This is a genomic window from Enterobacteriaceae endosymbiont of Neohaemonia nigricornis (assembly GCF_012571795.1).
Taxonomy (GTDB): Bacteria; Pseudomonadota; Gammaproteobacteria; order Enterobacterales; family Enterobacteriaceae.
This window is the reverse complement of record NZ_CP046222.1, coordinates 138560-157762: the sequence shown is the minus strand read 5'-3', so window position 1 is coordinate 157762 and position 19203 is coordinate 138560. Positions and strand designations below refer to the sequence as shown.

The window sequence follows — 19203 nt, the reverse complement described above, 5'->3', positions numbered from 1 at the left end:
ATATTTAATAAATATTAATTTATTAACTAATATTATTAAGTAATAATTGACATATTAAATTAACTGGTCTTCCTGATGCTATTGCTTGATTATGTTCATCATATGTCCATGCGGTACCAGCAATATCTATATGAGCCCATTTATATGGTTTAGCAAATTTAGCTAAAAAACATGCTGCAGTTATTGCAGAACCTGCATTATTATTACCAATATTAGATATATCAGCTATATTAGAATATAATTGATTAAAATAATTAATATCATTAATTGGTAATTTCCAAACTCTATCATTTGTTTCTGATGAAGCTTGTTGAATTTGTTTTGATAATGTATGACTATTAGACATTAAACCACTAATATTATGTCCTAATGCAATAACACATGCTCCTGTTAATGTTGCTATATCTATTACATATTTAGGATTAAATCTGTTTACATAAGTTAAAGCATCACATAAAACAAGTCTTCCTTCTGCATCTGTATTTTTTATTTCAACAGTAATTCCTGACATTGTTTTAATAATATCACCAGGACGTATTGCATCACCATCAGGCATATTTTCGCAACCTAACATTAATCCAATAACATGTAATGGTAATTTTAATTTTGCGATGGTATACATTATACCATATATAGATGCTGCACCACACATATCATATTTCATTTCATGCATATTATGACTTGGTTTTAAAGATAACCCCCCAGAATCAAAAGTTAGACCCTTACCAATTAAAACTATTGGAGGAGTAGTATTACAATTAGTATTATTATAATGAATAATAGACATTAGTGCTTGATTTTTACTGCCTTTACTTACAGCTAAATAAGCATTCATATTCAATATATTCATTGATTTTTCATCAATAATATCTATAGTAATGCTCTCCGGGAATTCTTCTGATAATTTATATACTTGTTTAACTAAATATTGAGGATTACATATATTAGGTGGTAAATTAGCTAAATTTTTTGCCTTTAAAATACCTTGATTTATTGCCATAGCATGTTTAATAGCAATAATACAATTATTATCATATATATCATTTACATGAAATAATAATTTTTGTATATTATAACTGTTTTTGTTTTTTTTAAATGTATTTAAACAATATAAATTATTTTCAATAATATTAATTGTATCACGTATGTTCCAATAAATATTATATTTTGGTATTTTTAAATTAACTAATAACCACATACATTCTTTTATGTATAGTTTTTTAATATAAATAATAATATTATTAATAATATTATGAAATCTCATTCTATTGATTTTTTCTTGTGTACCACATCCTACAATAATAATCTTATTGATTATAAGATTAGGTACATTAATATTATATAATGTAATTAAATTATTAAGTTTGCCTTGAAAATGATTTTTTTTTATAAAATTTATAATATAATTATTTGTTAAATTATTAATTATTTGTGTATCTTCTGGTATAATATAATTTTTAAAAATTGGCATAATAATACAATCAATTTTTTTTTTACATGTTATATTTTCTAATAGATATTTCATATATTATCCTTATTAATACGTTACTTTAAAAATAAAAATATATATTTTTTAATATTTATTATTAAAATTAATATCTTTATATTAATTAAATTAATTATATAATTAATATATAATATATACTTATATAATTTATGAATATATATCTTTTTTTTTTAAAAAAATAAAATATATACTATAAATTATCTAAAAAAATGAAAAAATATATATAATACCCTTGATGCGTAAATATGTGTCCCCATCTCCTTGTCATTAAGTATGATTGTTTTATAAATATTATAATATTTTTTTACTAAAGTTTATATATAATATTTTTGATACTAAAAAAATTAGGGAAATAAAAAATGAGTAAGATAATTGGTATTGATTTAGGTACAACAAATTCATGTGTAGCTATTATAGATGGCAATAAACCCCGTGTTTTAGAAAACTCAGAAGGTGATAGAACAACTCCATCTGTAATTGCTTATACTAAAGATGGTGAAATTCTAGTTGGTCAACCAGCGAAACGCCAAGCTATTACTAATCCTAAAAATACTCTTTTTGCTATTAAAAGATTAATTGGTAGACGTTTTCAAGATGAAGAAGTACAACGCGATATTAAAATTATGCCGTATAAAATTACTGAATCTGATAATGGTGATGCGTGGATTGATATTCAAGGTAAAAAAATGGCTCCACCACAAATTTCAGCAGAAGTACTAAAAAAAATGAAAAAAACAGCTGAAGATTTTTTAGGTACTAAAGTTAGTGCAGCTGTTATAACTGTACCTGCATACTTTAATGATGCGCAAAGACAAGCAACTAAAGATGCTGGTAAAATCGCCGGTTTAGAAGTAAAACGTATTATTAATGAACCAACAGCAGCAGCATTAGCATATGGTTTAGATAAAGACAAAGGTAATAGAACAATTGCAGTATATGATTTAGGTGGTGGAACTTTTGATATTTCTATAATTGAAATTGATGATGTTGATGGAGAAAAAACTTTTGAAGTATTAGCTACTAATGGTGATACACATTTAGGTGGTGAAGATTTTGATAGTAGAATTATTAATTATTTAGTAACAGAATTTAAAAAAGATCAAGGAATAGATTTAAAAAATGATCCTTTAGCAATGCAAAGATTAAAAGAAACAGCAGAAAAAGCAAAAATTGAATTATCATCAGCACAACATACAGATGTTAATTTACCATATATTACAGCCGATGCATCAGGTCCTAAACATTTAAATATTAAACTAACACGTGCTAAATTAGAATCTTTAGTTGAAGATTTAGTAGATAAATCAATTAATCCATTAAAAATGGCTTTAAAAGATGCAACATTATCTATTTCAGATATTAATGATATTATTTTAGTAGGTGGACAAACTCGTATGCCTATGGTACAAAGAAAAGTAGCAGATTTTTTTGGTAAAGAACCACGAAAAGATGTTAATCCAGATGAAGCAGTAGCTATTGGTGCTGCAGTACAAGGTGGGGTTTTAGCAGGCGATGTTAAAGATGTATTATTATTAGATGTAACACCTTTATCATTAGGTATTGAAACAATGGGTGGAGTAATGACAACACTTATTAATAAAAATACAACTATACCTACTAAACATAGTCAAATATTTTCTACTGCTGAAGATAATCAATCATCTGTAACAATACATATTGTACAAGGAGAACGTAAAAGAGCAAGAGATAATAAATCATTAGGACAATTTAATTTAGATGGCATTAATCCAGCGCCAAGAGGTATACCACAAATTGAAGTTACTTTTGATATAGATGCAGATGGTATTTTACATGTTTCAGCTAAAGATAAAAATAGTGGTAAAGAACAAAATATTACTATTAAGGCATCATCTGGTTTAAATGATGATGAAGTTGCAAAAATGATTAGAGATGCTGAAGTTAATACTGAAGCAGATAAACATTTTGAAGAATTAGTTAAAATACGTAATGAAGGCGATCAACTTATACATAGTACAAGAAAAAAATTAAATGAAGTTTTAGAACAAGTAAGTGAAGAAGATAAATTATCAATTAATAATATTATTAATGATCTTGAAATATCATTAAAAAATGAAAATAAAGATGATATTAAACAAAAAATACAAAAATTAATAGAAGCATCTAGTAAAATCATGAATTTAACTAAAAATGATATTAATCAAAAACAACAACATAATAATACACAACAAGATACTAAACAACAAAATACTAAACCAAATAAAGATAATAATGTAGTAGATGCTGAATTTGAAGAAGTAAAAGATAATAAAAAATAATATATTTTTTTTAAAACATATTATCAATATTATGATACCGTTTATATATTAATAATATAATTTAATATATTAATCGGTATTAAAATTATTGGGGATTATAGGATAGTAAGAAACTATGGCAAAAAAAGATTATTATGATATTTTAAGTATTAATAAAGATGCTACAGATAAAGAAATAAAAAGAGCATATAAACGTTTAGCTATAAAATTTCATCCAGATCGTAATCCCGGGGATAAAAATTCTGAAAATAAATTTAAAGAAATTAAACAAGCTTATGAAATTTTAAGTGATGCTAAAAAAAGATCTGCATATGATCAATATGGACATTCTGCTTTTGAACAAGAAAATATCAGTCATACAACAGCTGATTTTAGTGATATTTTTGGAGATGTTTTTGGTGATATTTTTGGCAATACTAGAAGTAATAGAAAAACCAGAGGTGCTGATTTACAATATATTATAAATATTTCTTTAGAAGAATCTATAACAGGCGTTAAAAAACAAATTAAAATACCATTTTTACAAAGTTGCAAATATTGTAAAGGTACAGGTTCACAAGGATCATTACAACAATGTCATACTTGTCACGGACATGGACAAATACAGATGAGTCAAGGTTTTTTTACTGTTCAACAAACTTGTCCTAGGTGTCATGGACGTGGATCATTTATTAAAAATCCTTGTATATATTGTTATGGTAAAGGAAAAATAGAAACTAACAAACAATTATCAGTAACTATCCCAAAAGGTATTAATACAGGTGATAAAATTAGATTAAATGGTGAAGGAGAATCTGATAATAAATCTATAGCTGGAGACTTATATATAGAAATCAGAATTAATAAACATTTTTTATTTATTAGAGAAGAAAATAATTTACATTGTGAATTACCTATTAGTTTTGCTACTGCAGCTTTAGGTGGTGAGGTTGATATACCAACTATTAATGGCATCATAAAAATTAAAATACCTCCTGAAACACAAACTGGCAGAACATTTAGAATAAGAAATAAAGGAGTACCTTCTATTAAAACTGGTTTAATGGGTGATTTATTATGTACTGTAAAAATTGAAACACCAATAAATTTAAATAATACTCAAAAAAATATATTGTCTAATTTAGACAAAAATATTAATCTTATTTCAGATAATAGACATACACCATTAATTAGAAATTTTCTTAAAAATATAACAATATTTTTAAGAAATTTAGGAAAATAATTATTTTTTTTTAAGAGGGTATAACAAATAAAATTATTTTTTATATCCTCTATATAAAAGAAAATAAATGATTTATATAATCTTTTTATATTTATTTAATTATTTATTATTTATTATATAGTTTATATTTATTAATCATATTGTGGTATAGGTATATTATTTGTTTTAATTGGTTCTTGTGCAAAACTAATATTATTATTTGTAAATTGTAATTTATTAATAAAAATAATTACTTCTTTTTTAAATACATCTAACATTGTATTAAACATATAAAATGCTTCTCTTTTATATTCTTGTTTAGGATCTTTTTGTGCATATCCTCTCAAATGTATACCTTGTTTTAAATAATCTAATGATGATAAATGTTCTTTCCATACATAATCTAATATTTTTATAATAATATTTTTTTCTATTTGTTTAATTATATCTATTTTTAAAAATTTTTTCTTTTGGTCATATTTTTTTTTAGTATACATAATTATATTATTCAATAATATTTGCTTATTAAAAATGGTTTTATTTGTTTTATGTGTATAACTTATCCATTTTTTATAAGGCAAAGAAATATTAAACATATTATAAATATATTGCATTAATTTTTTTATATTCCATGTTTTTTCTGTAAATAATTCAGATTTAATATAATTATTAACTATTGTGGTAAATACATCTTTTCTAAAATTGTCAATAATAATATTCATATCTGTTAATTGTAAAATTAAATCCCTTTGTTGATAAATAGCTATACGTTGATTATTAATAACATCATCATATTCTAATAGTTGTTTTCTTATATCAAAATTATATTGTTCAACTTTTTTTTGTGCCTGACATATTGCTTTTGTTATCCATGGATGTTCAATAGATTCATTTTTTTTCATACCTAATCTTCTTAATATATTTGTTATATTTTTAGATGCAAAAATACGCATTAAAGAATCCTCCATAGATAAATAAAATCTAGAAGAACCACAATCTCCTTGACGTCCTGAACGTCCTCTTAGTTGATTATCAATCCTTCTAGATTCATGTCGTTCTGTACCAATGACATATAACCCTCCAAGTTTTATAATTTTTTTATGTTGTTTTAACCAAGATAATTTTATATTTTTATCTTTTTGATTAGATAGATGTTTATAAAATAATATATTACCGCCTAAAACTATATCAGTACCTCTCCCAGCCATATTAGTGGCAATTGTTACAGAATGCATTGTGCCTGCTTGTGCAATAATTTCAGCTTCTTTATCATGATATTTAGCATTTAAAACATTATGAGGAATATTAATTTGTTTTAACTTTTTAGAAATTAATTCTGATTTTTCTATAGAAATAGTACCAACTAAAATTGGTTGACCTATATAATATTTTTTTTGTATATCTTCAATAATAGCTTGAATTTTTTCTTGTTCAGTTAAATAAATTACATCAGGAAAATCTATTCTAATCATAGGTTTATTAGTAGGAATAACAATCGTATTAAGTTTATAAATTTCTTTAAATTCATATGATTCTGTTATAGCCGTACCCGTCATTCCAGATAATTTATGATATAATCTAAAATAATTTTGAAAAGTAATAGAAGCTAAAGTTTGATTTTCATTATTAATTTTAACATTTTCTTTTGCTTCTATCGCTTGATGTAATCCTTCAGACCATCTTCTACCATCCATTAAACGTCCTGTATGTTCATCAACTATAATAATTTTATTATTTTGAACAATATAATCAACATTTTTTGTAAAAATTTTATGTGCTCTTAAACTTGCTAAAATATAATGTAGTAAAATTAAATTTTTACTCGAATATAATGACTCATTAATCTTAAGTATATTTTTTTCTACTAAAATATGTTCCAAAAAAATTAACCCATCTTCTGTTAGATATGCTTGTTTTGATTTTTCATCTATAAAAAAATGTCCTTGTTGTCCAGCAATATCTATTTCACTAGATTGATATTTTAAATATGGTATTATATTATTTATTTGAGAATAAATTTCTGCGTTATTTTTATCTGGTCCTGAAATAATTAAAGGAGTTCTAGCTTCATCAATTAGTATAGAATCTACTTCATCAACAATAGCAAAATTTAAAGGACGTTGAACTTTATCTTTTATATGTAGCACCATATTATCTCTCAAAAAATCAAATCCATATTCATTATTTGTACCATATGTAATATCAGCAGCATATGCTTGACGTTTTTTATATAATGACATATTTGATAAATTCAGTCCTACAGTTAAATTTAAAAATTCAAATAATATTTTATGATTAGTAGCATCTCTTTTAGCTAAATAATCATTTACTGTAACTATATGTACTCCCTTACCCATTAAAGCATTAAGATATGCTGGTAATGTTGCAGTTAATGTTTTACCTTCACCTGTACGCATTTCAGCTACACAATTATTATTTAATACAATACCACCTATTAATTGTACATCAAAATGTCTCATGCCAAATACTCTTTTGCTAGCTTCTCTAACTATAGCAAAAGCTTCAGGTAAAATATTATCTAATGTATATTTTTTTTTTAATTGTTTTTTAAAATAAATTGTTTTATTTTTTAATTCACTATCAGTAAATTTTTCAAATTTTTTTTCCATATTATTGATGATATTGACTGTATTTTGTAAACGACTTATAACATAGTTATTATTATTGCCAAATATTTTTTTTAAAAATTTAGTTAACATATAAACACTCTTTAATAAATTAAATAATAATTAAATACAAAGTACATATATTGTTATATATTTTATATTTATAAAAATAACTTTTAATAGTTTATTAAAACATAGGATAAATTTTTATGAGAAATAATAAATTATTGCCAATTAATAAAATTTTAAAAATAAATAATCATTATCCTTCGTATGTAAAAATTTTAATAAAATTACAAATACATGTTAATCTATTAATAAAAATAGAAAAATTTATTAAACAAAATATTTCAAAAAAATTATATCATATATATAATGTACAAAATTTACAAAATAATATTTTATTTATAGAAATTGCTAATTCTAATTATATGCTTAGTTTTCTTAAAGAGAAATCTAATCTTATATGTATATTACAAAAATTTATTATACCATCTTTAAAAGACATTAAATTTAATATTAATCCTATAATTTCCATAAATTGTTTTAAAAAAAATAAATATATAAATAATAATATGCTGACTAAATATAGTGTAACATTATTAAAAAAACTATCTAAAAAAAGTCCTATAAAATTACGTAATATTATCATTAAATTTATTGCATCATCTAAATAATATTTTTTTAGGTAAAATACGTATAATTTTTACATTAATAGTTTTATATCAAACAAATTTTATAAAAATATTATTTTTATAAAAAATAATTATCTAGCCATATTTAAAATAGATAAAACTAATTTATTAAATGATAATCCGTATTGTTTTGCAGCTTTAGGATATAAACTATTTTTAGTCATACCTGGAACTGTATTTATTTCTAATAATTGAAAAGATTTTTTTTTATCTAAAATAACATCAATACGACCCCATCCAGAACAATTTAAAATATTCCATGCTTTTAAAGCTAATTGAGATAATTCATATTCTTTTTGTTGCGTTAAATCACTAGGACAAAGATATTTTGTTAAATTATTATTATATTTATTATTATAATCATAAAATATCCCTGGATAATCAATTTTAATTATTGGTAATGTTATATTATTTAATATACCTATAGTATATTCTGTGCCTTGAATATATTTTTCTAATAAAATTTCATTACTATAATTAAATGCTTTTTCAATACCCATTAATAATTTATCTATAGAATTAATTTTTATAATACCTAAACTAGAACCACTACAATTAGGTTTAATAAAAATAGGCAATTTTAAAGATAAACATTTATTTTTAATATTTATATAATTTTTTTCTGTAAAATCTATTTTGTTTAATAAAAAATGGGGATATACAGGTAAGTTATATGCTTTCCAAATGGTTTTTGTAAGATGTTTATTTATAGTAATTGCCGTAGGCAACATTCTACTACCAGTATATGGAATATTTATATAATCTAATATACTCTGTAATATCCCATCTTCACCAAATTTGCCGTGGACTGCTATAAAAACCTTTGTAAAACCATATTTTTTTAAATTAAATATAGGAAAATCACAGATATCTAATCCATAAGCACTTATTTTTAATTTTTTTAATGCTCTTAAAATCGCTTTACAAGATTGTAATGATATGTTTTTTTCTAATGATTTACCACCAAATAAAACTGCTATTTTATTAGACATAAGATAACTCATTTATATTTTAAATTTGTTTTTTATTAATAGTGATGATAAACAATTAATATCTCCTGCACCTTGAAATAGTAATATATCTTTTCCTTTTAATACTGTAGATATAGATGTTATTAAATCATAATAATTATACCATTTACTTAACACTGGTATAACTATTCCTAATTTTTTTATTTTTTTATATAAAATATAACTATTTGCATCTTTTAAATATTGTTCTCCTGCAGAGTAAACATCTAAAATAAATAAATTATCTACAGTAGATAATATTTGTACAAATTCTTGTAATAAATTTTTAATTCTAGAATATTTATGTGGCTGAAAAATCATTATTAAACGATATTTAGGCCAACTATAACGAATAGTTTGAATAGTCATTTTTATTTCTGTAGGATGATGTCCATAATCATCTATAATAACCACTTTGCCATGAAATTTATTAAAATTATATTTAAAATAACCTCTTATATCATATCTTCTTTGTGTTCCAGAATATTGTTCTAAAGCTGTAATAATTTGACTATTTTTTAATCCAATATATTGTGATGTTATAAAAGCAGCTGTAGCATTAAGAGCATTATGTATGCCAGGAATATTTAATTTTATCAACCATGTCATATTTTGTTGTATATTTGTAATATTAAATGTACTTGTATTATTTTTTTGTATATAATTTGTTAATTGGTAATGAGCATTATTTTTAAATCCATATGTAATAATATTATTTTTAATATTATTATTATGTATTAATTGCATAATATGATTATTATCTATACAAATAATATTGCAACCATAAAATGGTACTTTTTCCATTAATTTTAAAAAATGTTCTTTTAATAATTCAATATTATTTGCATAACATTCTAAATGTTCATTATCAATATTAGTTATAACATTAATAATAGGATTAAAATATAAAAAAGATTTATCGCTTTCATCTGCTTCAGTAATAAAATATTTACTATTTCCTAAATTAGCATATAATTTTGTTTTTTTTATAATCCCACCATTAATAAAAGTAGGATGTTGTTTTAATAATTGAAATATTTCACAAATCATAGCTGTAGTTGTTGTTTTACCATGTGTACCACATACAATAATATTATAATAATATTTCATTAATTCTGATAACATATGTGCTCTATGCATAATATACATATTATTATTTATAGCAAATAGTAATTCAGGATTATTAGGTTTAATGGCAGTAGAAATTACAACTATATCTGTTTTACTAATATGTTCGGTATTATTATGTCCTAAATATATTTTTGCACCTAATAAAATTAAATCTTTTATAGTGTAAGTTTCTATAATATCTGATCCACTTACTTTATAACCTAATTTAATTAAAATTTTGGCAATACCACACATTCCAATACCACCAATACCAATAAGATATATAGATTTTTTTATAAAATTAATTTTTGGTAATATATTATAATTATTACAACTGTTTTTTTTATATTTCATTATATTTATTTAGTTTTTATTGAAGATTAAATTAATTTCATTACAAATTAATTCTGTTGAATTATATATACATAAGTTATTAGATTTTACTAACATTTTTTTTATATTATGTGTATTTAAAGAAAGAATAATATATGCAATTTTATGTATATTTATATTATCTTGTTCAAATATTTCTGCAGCTCCTATATTTTTTAATGGAATTGCATTCAAATATTGTTGTTTATCTTTATGTTTAAAGGGGATAAAAATTGCTGGTAATCCTATTATAGTAATTTCACTAACTGTCATTGCACCTGATCTACTGATAATAATATCAGCCCATTTATATGCTTCATACATATCTGGTATATATTCTTTTAAAATAAAATTATTAACTTTATTTTTTTTATATTTATTTAAAATGTGTATTAAATTATTTTGACCTACTTGATGTAAAATAGAAATTTTATACTTAAGTATATATGCTAATTTTACACCTAAAATATTTATTGTTTGTGAACCTTGACTACCTCCTGTAATAAATACATGTATTGGATGATGTATCTTTATTGTAGCTCTTTTATATACAGACAGTTTGATAATTTGTTTATTTACAGGATTACCTACTAAAATGCCTTTATTAAAAGTATATGGATATGCTTGCATAATTTTAATAGCAAATTTAGATAAAATTTTATTAGTAAAACCAGCAATATTATTTTGTTCGTGTATAACTAAAGGAATTCTATATAACCAAGCAGCAATTCCAGGAGGACCAGATATATAACTTCCCATAGATAGTATAATATCTGGTTTGTATGTTTTATAAATATTTATAGAATAAAATAATGCTTTTATTAATTTCCATAATGTAAATATATTAAAAAATATATTTTTTGTTTTAAAATACGTAAAATCTATTAAATTAATTTTAATTCCTTTTTGTGGTATAATATACGATTCCATTCTATTCATACATCCTAACCAACGAACTTCCCATCCCTGTTTCATTAGTAAACATGCTATATTTAAAGCAGGATATATATGTCCTCCCGTACCACCTGCTATTATAATAATTTTTTTATTCATAATAATATTATATTATATTTTATATAATTTATAATATAATATTTTAATATTATGTAGTAAATATTTATATTATTGTGTTGTTAATTTTTTTACTATATTAATAAATTCTTTTCCTCTATGTTTAAAGTTTTTAAATTGGTCAATGCTTGAGCATGCTGGTGATAATAATACTATATCTCCATATTTAACTAATAAATGAATTTGTTGTAATGCTTCCTTCATAGAATTAACTTTAATAGCTTTAGGATATAAAGATTTAATTACATTACTTGCAGTGCCAAAACAATAAATAATTATATTATCTTTATTAATATAATTTTTTAATAAATGTAATTGACAATTTTTATCATATCCACCTAATAATAACCAAATTTTTTTTTTATTATATAAATACTTTAAAGCTGCTTTAGTGCTACCAACATTAGTAGATTTAGAATCATTAATCCATGTTATACCATTACTTGTATTAATAATTTGTAATGTGTGTGGATTATTAGTATAATTTTTAATTATATTTAATACATGATTATGTGGTATATTTAATTGATCTGTTAAACATAATACTGCTAAAACATTTATATAATTATGTATTCCTATTAATTTAGTATATTTAAAATTTAAAATAGTTTTATTATTAATTTTTAAAAATATATTGTTATTATTTATATATAATTTATAATAACAATTTTTACTTCCAAAAGTAACATATTTAGTATCTTTAAAAAATGTTCTAGGATATGTATATTTATCACTATTATTATATATACAAATATTTGCATTATTATAAATTTGTAATTTAAAATTACGATATTGTTGAAAACCTAAAGGATATCTATCTAAATGATCTTCAGTAATATTTAATATCATAGCAATATATGCTTTTAAACTCTTAATGGTTTCTAATTGAAAACTAGATAATTCTAAAATATAAAAATCTCGCGATATATTCAATAAATCTAATGCAGGATATCCAATATTGCCACCAATACCAATATTATATTTATATTTATGTATAATTTTTTTTAAAATATCTATTACAGTACTTTTACCATTAGTGCCGGTAATTGCTATTATAGGTGTAGTAGTATTTAAACAAAATAATTCTATATCTCCAATAATTGGTATACCTAATTTCTTAGCTAATGTTAGCATAGGATGAAATATAGATATTCCTGGACTTATAACAATTAATTTTGCATTTTTAATCCATTGTATATTATATGAACCAAAACAACATGGTATAAATTTCGGTATTTTTTTTATATATATTGGTGTTGGATTAATATCCATTAAATATGGAATAATACCTTTTTTTAAAAAGAAATTTATACACGATACGCCTGTAATACCTAAACCAATAATAATATTTATCTTTTTTATCATATATGATTTATTTGTAATATTGCTATAGCACAAAATATTAATATTAATGATATAATCCAAAAACGAACTATAATGCGTGGTTCTGGGCATCCTTGTAATTCAAAATGATGATGTATAGGTGCCATTAATAATACACGCTTTTTTTTAAGTTTAAACATAAAAATTTGTATCATGACTGATAAAGCTTCTATAATAAAAATACCACACATAATTAAAGATAAAAATTCTTGTCTAATTAAAATAATAATTAATCCAATTATACTACCTAGTGTTAATGAACCTACATCACCCATAAATATTATAGCAGGATATGTATTAAACCATAAAAATCCTAACCCAGAACCTATTAATGAACAACATATTATAGATAATTCTTTAGAATATTTAATATATTGAACATTAAAATATTTACTAAAATCAATATCACCTGTTATAAAACATAAAATTATTAAACCAATTGATGTAAAAATAATAGGCATAATAACTAGGCCATCTAATCCATCTGTCAAATTGATTGCATTACTTAACCCTACAATAATCATATAAGTAATTATTATATATATAAAATAATTTGTATAAATAAAAATATTTTTATAAAATGGTATATTAATTTGTAATATTGACATATATTTATTATTTTGATAATAAATATATGTACCCATAATAAAAGTAACAACAGATTGTAGTAATAATTTTTGTTTAATATATAATCCTTGATGATGTTTTAAAATAATTTTATAGTAATCATCTACAAAACCAATAACTGCATAAATTAATAATATAATTAGTGTGTATATAATATATAAATTTAATAAATTAGACCATATAATAACAGTTATAAAAATTGATGTTAATATAATAACACCACCCATAGTAGGTGTATTACATTTATTATTAATATGTGTTATAGGACCATTAGATCTAATAATCTGTAATATATTTTTTTTTTTGATATAATTGATAAAAATAGGACTTAATATTAATACTATTAATAAAGATGTAATTAAACTCATAAATAATCTGAATATTAAATTTGTAATATTGAAATTATATTTCATTATATAATATAAATAATGTGTTAATAAAATTAACATTTTAATTTTTCCAAAAATATTTTAATTAATTTACCTATATGACTATGATAAGATCCTTTAAATAGAATTGTATAATGTTGCAAATTCTGTATTGTTATAAACAATTGTGTTATTAAATCCTGCGAAGATAAAAAATGTTTAGCATTACTAATATTTTTAGTAATATACTTACTATAATTTCCTATACTAAATATAAAATTTATATTTGTGCCAGATAGCTTTTTCCCTATATATTCATGATAAAATAATGTTTTTGTACCCAATTCCATCATATCACCAATAATTAATAATTTCGGTCCTGTTATTTTTTGTAAGATATTAATAGCTTGAATTACAGAATTAGGATTTGCATTATATGCATCATTTAAAATTAATTTATTTTTACTAACAAAAATTGGATACATTCTACCTTGAATAGGTTTAAAATATTTTAATCCATTAGCAATATCTTCTAACGTTATTCCCATTGTAAATGCTATAACTGCTGATGCTAATGCATTTTGTATATTATGTATACCACCAATAATAAACAAATTAATTAATTGTATTCCTATAGGAGTATGTAAATTAAATTCTATTTTATCAGTATTAATCTGTATATTACTAGTAAAAAAATCAGTATTTTTATTATTTATAGAAAAAGTTAAAATATTATTATGTTTTATTGTATGTAAAATATTTTTTTGATGATCATCATCATAATTAATAATAATTGTACCATTATTTTTTAGATAATTAAAAATCTGTATTTTACTTTTAATAATATTATTTAAATTTTTAAACCCTTCTAAATGTGCAATAGATATATTATTAATAATTGCTATATTTGGTTTTACAATATTACTTATATAAGAAATATCGTATAAATTATTTGCACCAATTTCAATTACAGCATATTTATATGTATTATTTAAATTTAATAATGTTAATGGCACTCCAATATGATTATTCATATTATCAATAGTATATATAGTTTTTTTTATACGTTGTAGTATAGAAACAGTCATTTCTTTTACTGAAGTTTTGCCACTAGTACCAGTAATACCAATTACTGTATTTTTAAATTGTGATCTTTTCCATGCACTAATTAATCCTAGACTGAATATAGTATCATTAACAATAATTTGTGGTATAATTGTTCTTATATATTGTTGTACAAGTAATGCTTGTGCACCATTTTTAATAGCTTCATTAATATAATTATGTCCATCAAATTTTTTACCACATATAGCAATAAACATACAATTATTGTAAATAATCTTACTATTAATTGAATAACTACGAATACTAGTATTATCTCCAATTAATATTCCATTAGTAATATCTGCTATTTGTGTTAAATTAGTTAGCATCTGTTTGTATTTTTTTAGAAATATTATCTACAATATCATAATCAGAAATATTTAAAATATTATTACCAATAATTTGATATTTTTCATGACCTTTACCAGAAATTAATATAATATCTTGTATATTTGCATGTAATATAGCATAATAAATTGCTTGAAATCTATCTACAATAATATGTATATTATGTTTAGTATTGCAACCTTTTAGAATATCTTGATTAATATATTGTATATTTTCATTACGTGGATTATCAGTAGTAATAATAATATAATCAGCATAATTACTAGCTATACATCCCATTATTGGACGTTTACTTTTATCTCTATCTCCACCACAACCAAATATACACCATATTTTTTTAGTAGTATAATATTGTTTAATAGTTTGTAGAATATTTTTTAAAGCATCTGGAGTATGTGCGTAATCAATAATTATTTTAGGTAAATTTTTATAATTTAAAATATTAAATCTACCATAGACTGGTTTTAATAATGATGCAGTATTGATTAATTTTAATAATGGATATTTTAAAGACAATAATGTGGTAAGGCTTAAAATAATATTAATCACATTAAAATAACCAAATAAATTTAAATGTAAAATTCCTGAACCCCATGTAGATTGAAATATAATAATAGTTTTATTTAATGTATAAATTATTTTTTTTACTATAAAAAATAATTTTTCTTTATATATCATATGTTTTTTAGTAGTAACAGCAATAGCATTAGATAATATTTTATACCATTTAAATCCTATTGGATCATCAATATTAATAATTTTATTATGTACTATATGTTTAGAAAAAAAACACCATTTAGTATTTATGTAATTATTCATATTTTTATGATAATCTAAATGATCTCTAGTTAAGTTAGTAAAAATACCTGTATTAAAATTGATATCAGATATTCTATATTGATGTATACCATGTGAAGAAACTTCTAATATAACAATATTAGAATGATGATTAATAAAATTTCTTAATTTAGCTTGTATTTCAATTGCAGATTCTGTAGTATTATGTGATTCTATTAAATTATTATAAAAACCATTACCTAATGTACTACAAATAGCAGGTTTTTGATTTAGTAAATATAACCATTGCATTAAAAAATTTGTTACACTAGTTTTACCATTGGTGCCAGTAATGCCAATTACTGGTATTTCCTTACTAGGATGTTTATAAAATAGACCTGCAATAGATGATAAATAATATTTTAATTTTTTTATATAAATTATAGGAATATGATTATTATAAAAAATATAATTTGTATTATTAGTATTATTATAAGTTAATATTGCACTTGCTCCATTAGATATTGCTTCATTAATAAAATTTCTACCATTACATATATATCCTTTTAATGCAATAAATAACCAATTAGGTTTAATTTGTTTACTATTGGTTGATATATTTTGTATAAAAATTTTTTCAAGAATAGCATTTTGAATATGATTTTTTAATAAATATGCTAAACTGATTTTGTTTTGATTCAAATTTATTTAACCTTTTAATAATAAATAAATACGTAATGTTATTTTTAATATATTAAGAATAATTATTAATTATTTTTAAATAATATTTATACTCTTTGTGCAATACGTAATATTGCACTCCTAGATCTAGGATTCAAGAAAATTTCATCTTTATTAGGAAAAACCCTATTAATAATTTTTAATTTAATATATTTAATATTATTAAAATTATTTATTTCAAGAATATTAAAAGGAATTTTTAAAAAATCATCATTAATTTTACTATATTTTGTCATAAATTTTTTAACAATTCTATCTTCTAATGAATGGAAACTAATTACAGATAAAATACCTCCTATTTTTAAAATCTTTAATGTATGATATAAAGCTTGTTTTAGCTCTTCTAATTCATTATTAATAACAATACGTATAGCTTGAAATGTTCGTGTTGCTGGATGTTTATTATATTTTTTATTTAAAAATATTGTAGAACGTATTATATTAGATAAATCATGTGTGCTATTTAAATTATTAAATGATATATATTTTTTTATTTTAATAGCTATTTTTTTATGAAATCTTTCTTCACCATATATTTTTAATATATGAGATAGTTTATCTTGATTTATATTTTTTAGAAAAGTATAAGCAGTAATATTATCTTTTTGATTCATTCTCATATCTAAAGGACCATTTAACATAAAAGAAAAACCTCTATCAGGATTATTAAGTTGAAAAGATGAGAGTCCTAAATCAAATAATATACCATCAACTTTGCCTAAAATATTATATTTACAACAAATATTTTGTAAATTAGAAAAATTATCATATATATATATAATTCGTTTATCATGTATCTTATTTTGTATGATAGTACAATTATCACGATCAATAGCATAAACTTTGCCTAATGGTCCTAACTTTTGTAAAATAGCATAAGTATGCCCACCACAACCATAAGTAGCATCTATATATATACCATTATGTTTAATATTTAAATTCTTTATGGCTTCTTTTAATAAAACAGGTATATGTATCATAAGTAATTAAATATTTTATAATAATTAAATTTTATTATTTATTAAAATAATATGGATTTTATATTAACAAATATTATACAATATAAAATAAATTAATATATTTTATATGATTTTTATAATTTAACAATATTAAATATTATTTATTTTTAAATATAAAATTTTATTATAAATATAGGTGATTTTATATGATAGAATATTCAAATTTTAAAAATACAACCATAAATTGTAATAAAAACTACATAAATATATATATTACTAAAGTATTTGGTTGGATGTTTTGCGGATTAATTTTAACATCATACATCGCATGGAATATCGTTAATACAACATATATTATGCAATATTTGTTTTATAATAAGATTTTATTATTTGTTTTATGTTTATTACAATTAGGATTAGTATTTACTATATCTAATTTTTTAAATAGATTATCTGGTCAAATATTAACAATATTATTTATTTTTTATTCATGTTTAACAGGTATAACTACTGCTAGTATATGTTCTTTATATAATCATAATACTATTTTTACAGCTTTTATTACTGCTGCTAGTACATTTCTGATTATGTATATATGGGGTTACACAACAAAAAAAGATTTAAGTCATATTAATAATATTATAATGATGGGATTAATTGGCATTATATTATCTTCTTTTATTAATCTTTTTTTTCATAATGATATTATTATATCAATTATAAATTATATAAGTATTATTTTATTTACAGTTTTAATTGCTGTAGATACTCAAAAACTTAAAACATTTGCTAATATAATTAGTACAAATTTAAATGATACAGATAATATTAGACGTTATGCTATTTTAGGTGCATTAATATTATATTTAGATTTTATTAATTTATTCTTAACAATTTTACGTGTGTTAGGTAATAATGATAAAAATCAAGAAAATAATGAATAAAATATTAATTTATTAATAATTATTAATTTTCTATATATAATTAATAATTATATTATTAAATT

The 19203-nt window shown here is 21.3% G+C and carries 13 protein-coding genes and 1 pseudogene; 4 read left to right on the top strand and 10 right to left on the bottom strand.

Features of this window, described 5'->3' with window-relative positions:
• Window positions 1-22: 22 nt before the first annotated feature.
• On the bottom strand, window positions 23-1525 hold the full coding sequence (locus GJT85_RS00750; protein ID WP_208754329.1) for a leucyl aminopeptidase: 1503 nt from the start codon (window positions 1523-1525) through the stop codon (window positions 23-25).
• Between the two features lie 341 nt (window positions 1526-1866).
• Here GJT85_RS00750 and dnaK point away from each other — a divergent pair, with 341 nt between their 5' ends.
• Together dnaK and dnaJ are read left to right on the top strand one after the other, a co-directional pair.
• Entirely contained in the window at window positions 1867-3804 is a 1938-nt protein-coding gene (dnaK, locus tag GJT85_RS00745; RefSeq protein WP_208754328.1) for a molecular chaperone DnaK, read from the top strand.
• 115 nt (window positions 3805-3919) lie between these two features.
• On the top strand, window positions 3920-5026 hold the full coding sequence (gene dnaJ / locus GJT85_RS00740) for a molecular chaperone DnaJ (RefSeq protein WP_208754327.1): 1107 nt from the start codon (window positions 3920-3922) through the stop codon (window positions 5024-5026).
• Window positions 5027-5184: 158 nt separating this feature from the next.
• On the opposite strand, the pseudogene secA reads toward dnaJ, so the two are convergent.
• A pseudogene (gene secA, locus GJT85_RS00735) lies at window positions 5185-7725 on the bottom strand (preprotein translocase subunit SecA); the annotation flags it as partial.
• 116 nt (window positions 7726-7841) lie between these two features.
• Between secA and GJT85_RS00730 the strand changes: the two are divergent.
• On the top strand, window positions 7842-8309 hold the full coding sequence (locus tag GJT85_RS00730) for a hypothetical protein (protein ID WP_208754325.1): 468 nt from the start codon (window positions 7842-7844) through the stop codon (window positions 8307-8309).
• Between the two features lie 89 nt (window positions 8310-8398).
• Here the strand turns inward: GJT85_RS00730 and GJT85_RS00725 are convergent, their stop codons facing one another.
• The 8 genes from GJT85_RS00725 to rsmH form a co-directional block, all read right to left on the bottom strand.
• Entirely contained in the window at window positions 8399-9319 is a 921-nt protein-coding gene (locus GJT85_RS00725) for a D-alanine--D-alanine ligase (protein ID WP_208754324.1), read from the bottom strand.
• A 12-nt stretch (window positions 9320-9331) separates the two neighbouring features.
• The gene (murC, locus tag GJT85_RS00720; RefSeq protein WP_208754323.1) at window positions 9332-10801 is read right to left on the bottom strand and encodes a UDP-N-acetylmuramate--L-alanine ligase; all 1470 of its coding nucleotides are present in this window, start codon (window positions 10799-10801) and stop codon (window positions 9332-9334) included.
• 9 nt (window positions 10802-10810) lie between these two features.
• The gene (murG, locus tag GJT85_RS00715) at window positions 10811-11872 is read right to left on the bottom strand and encodes an undecaprenyldiphospho-muramoylpentapeptide beta-N-acetylglucosaminyltransferase (protein WP_208754322.1); all 1062 of its coding nucleotides are present in this window, start codon (window positions 11870-11872) and stop codon (window positions 10811-10813) included.
• Window positions 11873-11941: 69 nt separating this feature from the next.
• Window positions 11942-13255, bottom strand: coding sequence for a UDP-N-acetylmuramoyl-L-alanine--D-glutamate ligase (murD, locus tag GJT85_RS00710; RefSeq protein WP_208754321.1), 1314 nt, complete (start codon window positions 13253-13255; stop codon window positions 11942-11944).
• Window positions 13252-14349, bottom strand: coding sequence for a phospho-N-acetylmuramoyl-pentapeptide-transferase (gene mraY, locus GJT85_RS00705; protein ID WP_208754320.1), 1098 nt, complete (start codon window positions 14347-14349; stop codon window positions 13252-13254). Before mraY ends, murD begins: the two co-directional genes overlap by 4 nt.
• Window positions 14343-15701: a UDP-N-acetylmuramoyl-tripeptide--D-alanyl-D-alanine ligase gene (locus GJT85_RS00700; RefSeq protein WP_208754319.1), complete on the bottom strand. Its 1359-nt coding sequence runs from the start codon at window positions 15699-15701 to the stop codon at window positions 14343-14345. Before GJT85_RS00700 ends, mraY begins: the two co-directional genes overlap by 7 nt.
• Window positions 15691-17199, bottom strand: coding sequence for a UDP-N-acetylmuramoyl-L-alanyl-D-glutamate--2,6-diaminopimelate ligase (locus tag GJT85_RS00695; protein WP_208754318.1), 1509 nt, complete (start codon window positions 17197-17199; stop codon window positions 15691-15693). The genes GJT85_RS00700 and GJT85_RS00695 overlap by 11 nt, the downstream gene beginning before the upstream one ends.
• Before the next feature lie 86 nt (window positions 17200-17285).
• A complete protein-coding gene (rsmH, locus tag GJT85_RS00690) occupies window positions 17286-18218 on the bottom strand; it encodes a 16S rRNA (cytosine(1402)-N(4))-methyltransferase RsmH (protein ID WP_208754317.1) in 933 nt (310 codons plus the stop codon).
• A 185-nt stretch (window positions 18219-18403) separates the two neighbouring features.
• On the opposite strand from rsmH, the gene GJT85_RS00685 reads away from it, so the two are divergent.
• On the top strand, window positions 18404-19141 hold the full coding sequence (locus tag GJT85_RS00685; RefSeq protein ID WP_208754316.1) for a Bax inhibitor-1/YccA family protein: 738 nt from the start codon (window positions 18404-18406) through the stop codon (window positions 19139-19141).
• The last annotated feature ends 62 nt before the right edge of the window (window positions 19142-19203 follow it).

Excerpts from the sequence above, each read along its gene's own strand:
- GJT85_RS00750 (WP_208754329.1), bottom strand. The coding sequence starts at position 1,525 with ATGAAATATCTATTAGAAAATATAACATGTAAAAAAAAAATTGATTGT.
- dnaK (WP_208754328.1), top strand. The coding sequence starts at position 1,867 with ATGAGTAAGATAATTGGTATTGATTTAGGTACAACAAATTCATGTGTA.
- dnaJ (WP_208754327.1), top strand. The coding sequence starts at position 3,920 with ATGGCAAAAAAAGATTATTATGATATTTTAAGTATTAATAAAGATGCT.
- GJT85_RS00730 (WP_208754325.1), top strand. The coding sequence starts at position 7,842 with ATGAGAAATAATAAATTATTGCCAATTAATAAAATTTTAAAAATAAAT.
- GJT85_RS00725 (WP_208754324.1), bottom strand. The coding sequence starts at position 9,319 with ATGTCTAATAAAATAGCAGTTTTATTTGGTGGTAAATCATTAGAAAAA.
- murC (WP_208754323.1), bottom strand. The coding sequence starts at position 10,801 with ATGAAATATAAAAAAAACAGTTGTAATAATTATAATATATTACCAAAA.
- murG (WP_208754322.1), bottom strand. The coding sequence starts at position 11,872 with ATGAATAAAAAAATTATTATAATAGCAGGTGGTACGGGAGGACATATA.
- murD (WP_208754321.1), bottom strand. The coding sequence starts at position 13,255 with ATGATAAAAAAGATAAATATTATTATTGGTTTAGGTATTACAGGCGTA.
- mraY (WP_208754320.1), bottom strand. The coding sequence starts at position 14,349 with ATGTTAATTTTATTAACACATTATTTATATTATATAATGAAATATAAT.
- GJT85_RS00700 (WP_208754319.1), bottom strand. The coding sequence starts at position 15,701 with ATGCTAACTAATTTAACACAAATAGCAGATATTACTAATGGAATATTA.
- rsmH (WP_208754317.1), bottom strand. The coding sequence starts at position 18,218 with ATGATACATATACCTGTTTTATTAAAAGAAGCCATAAAGAATTTAAAT.
- GJT85_RS00685 (WP_208754316.1), top strand. The coding sequence starts at position 18,404 with ATGATAGAATATTCAAATTTTAAAAATACAACCATAAATTGTAATAAA.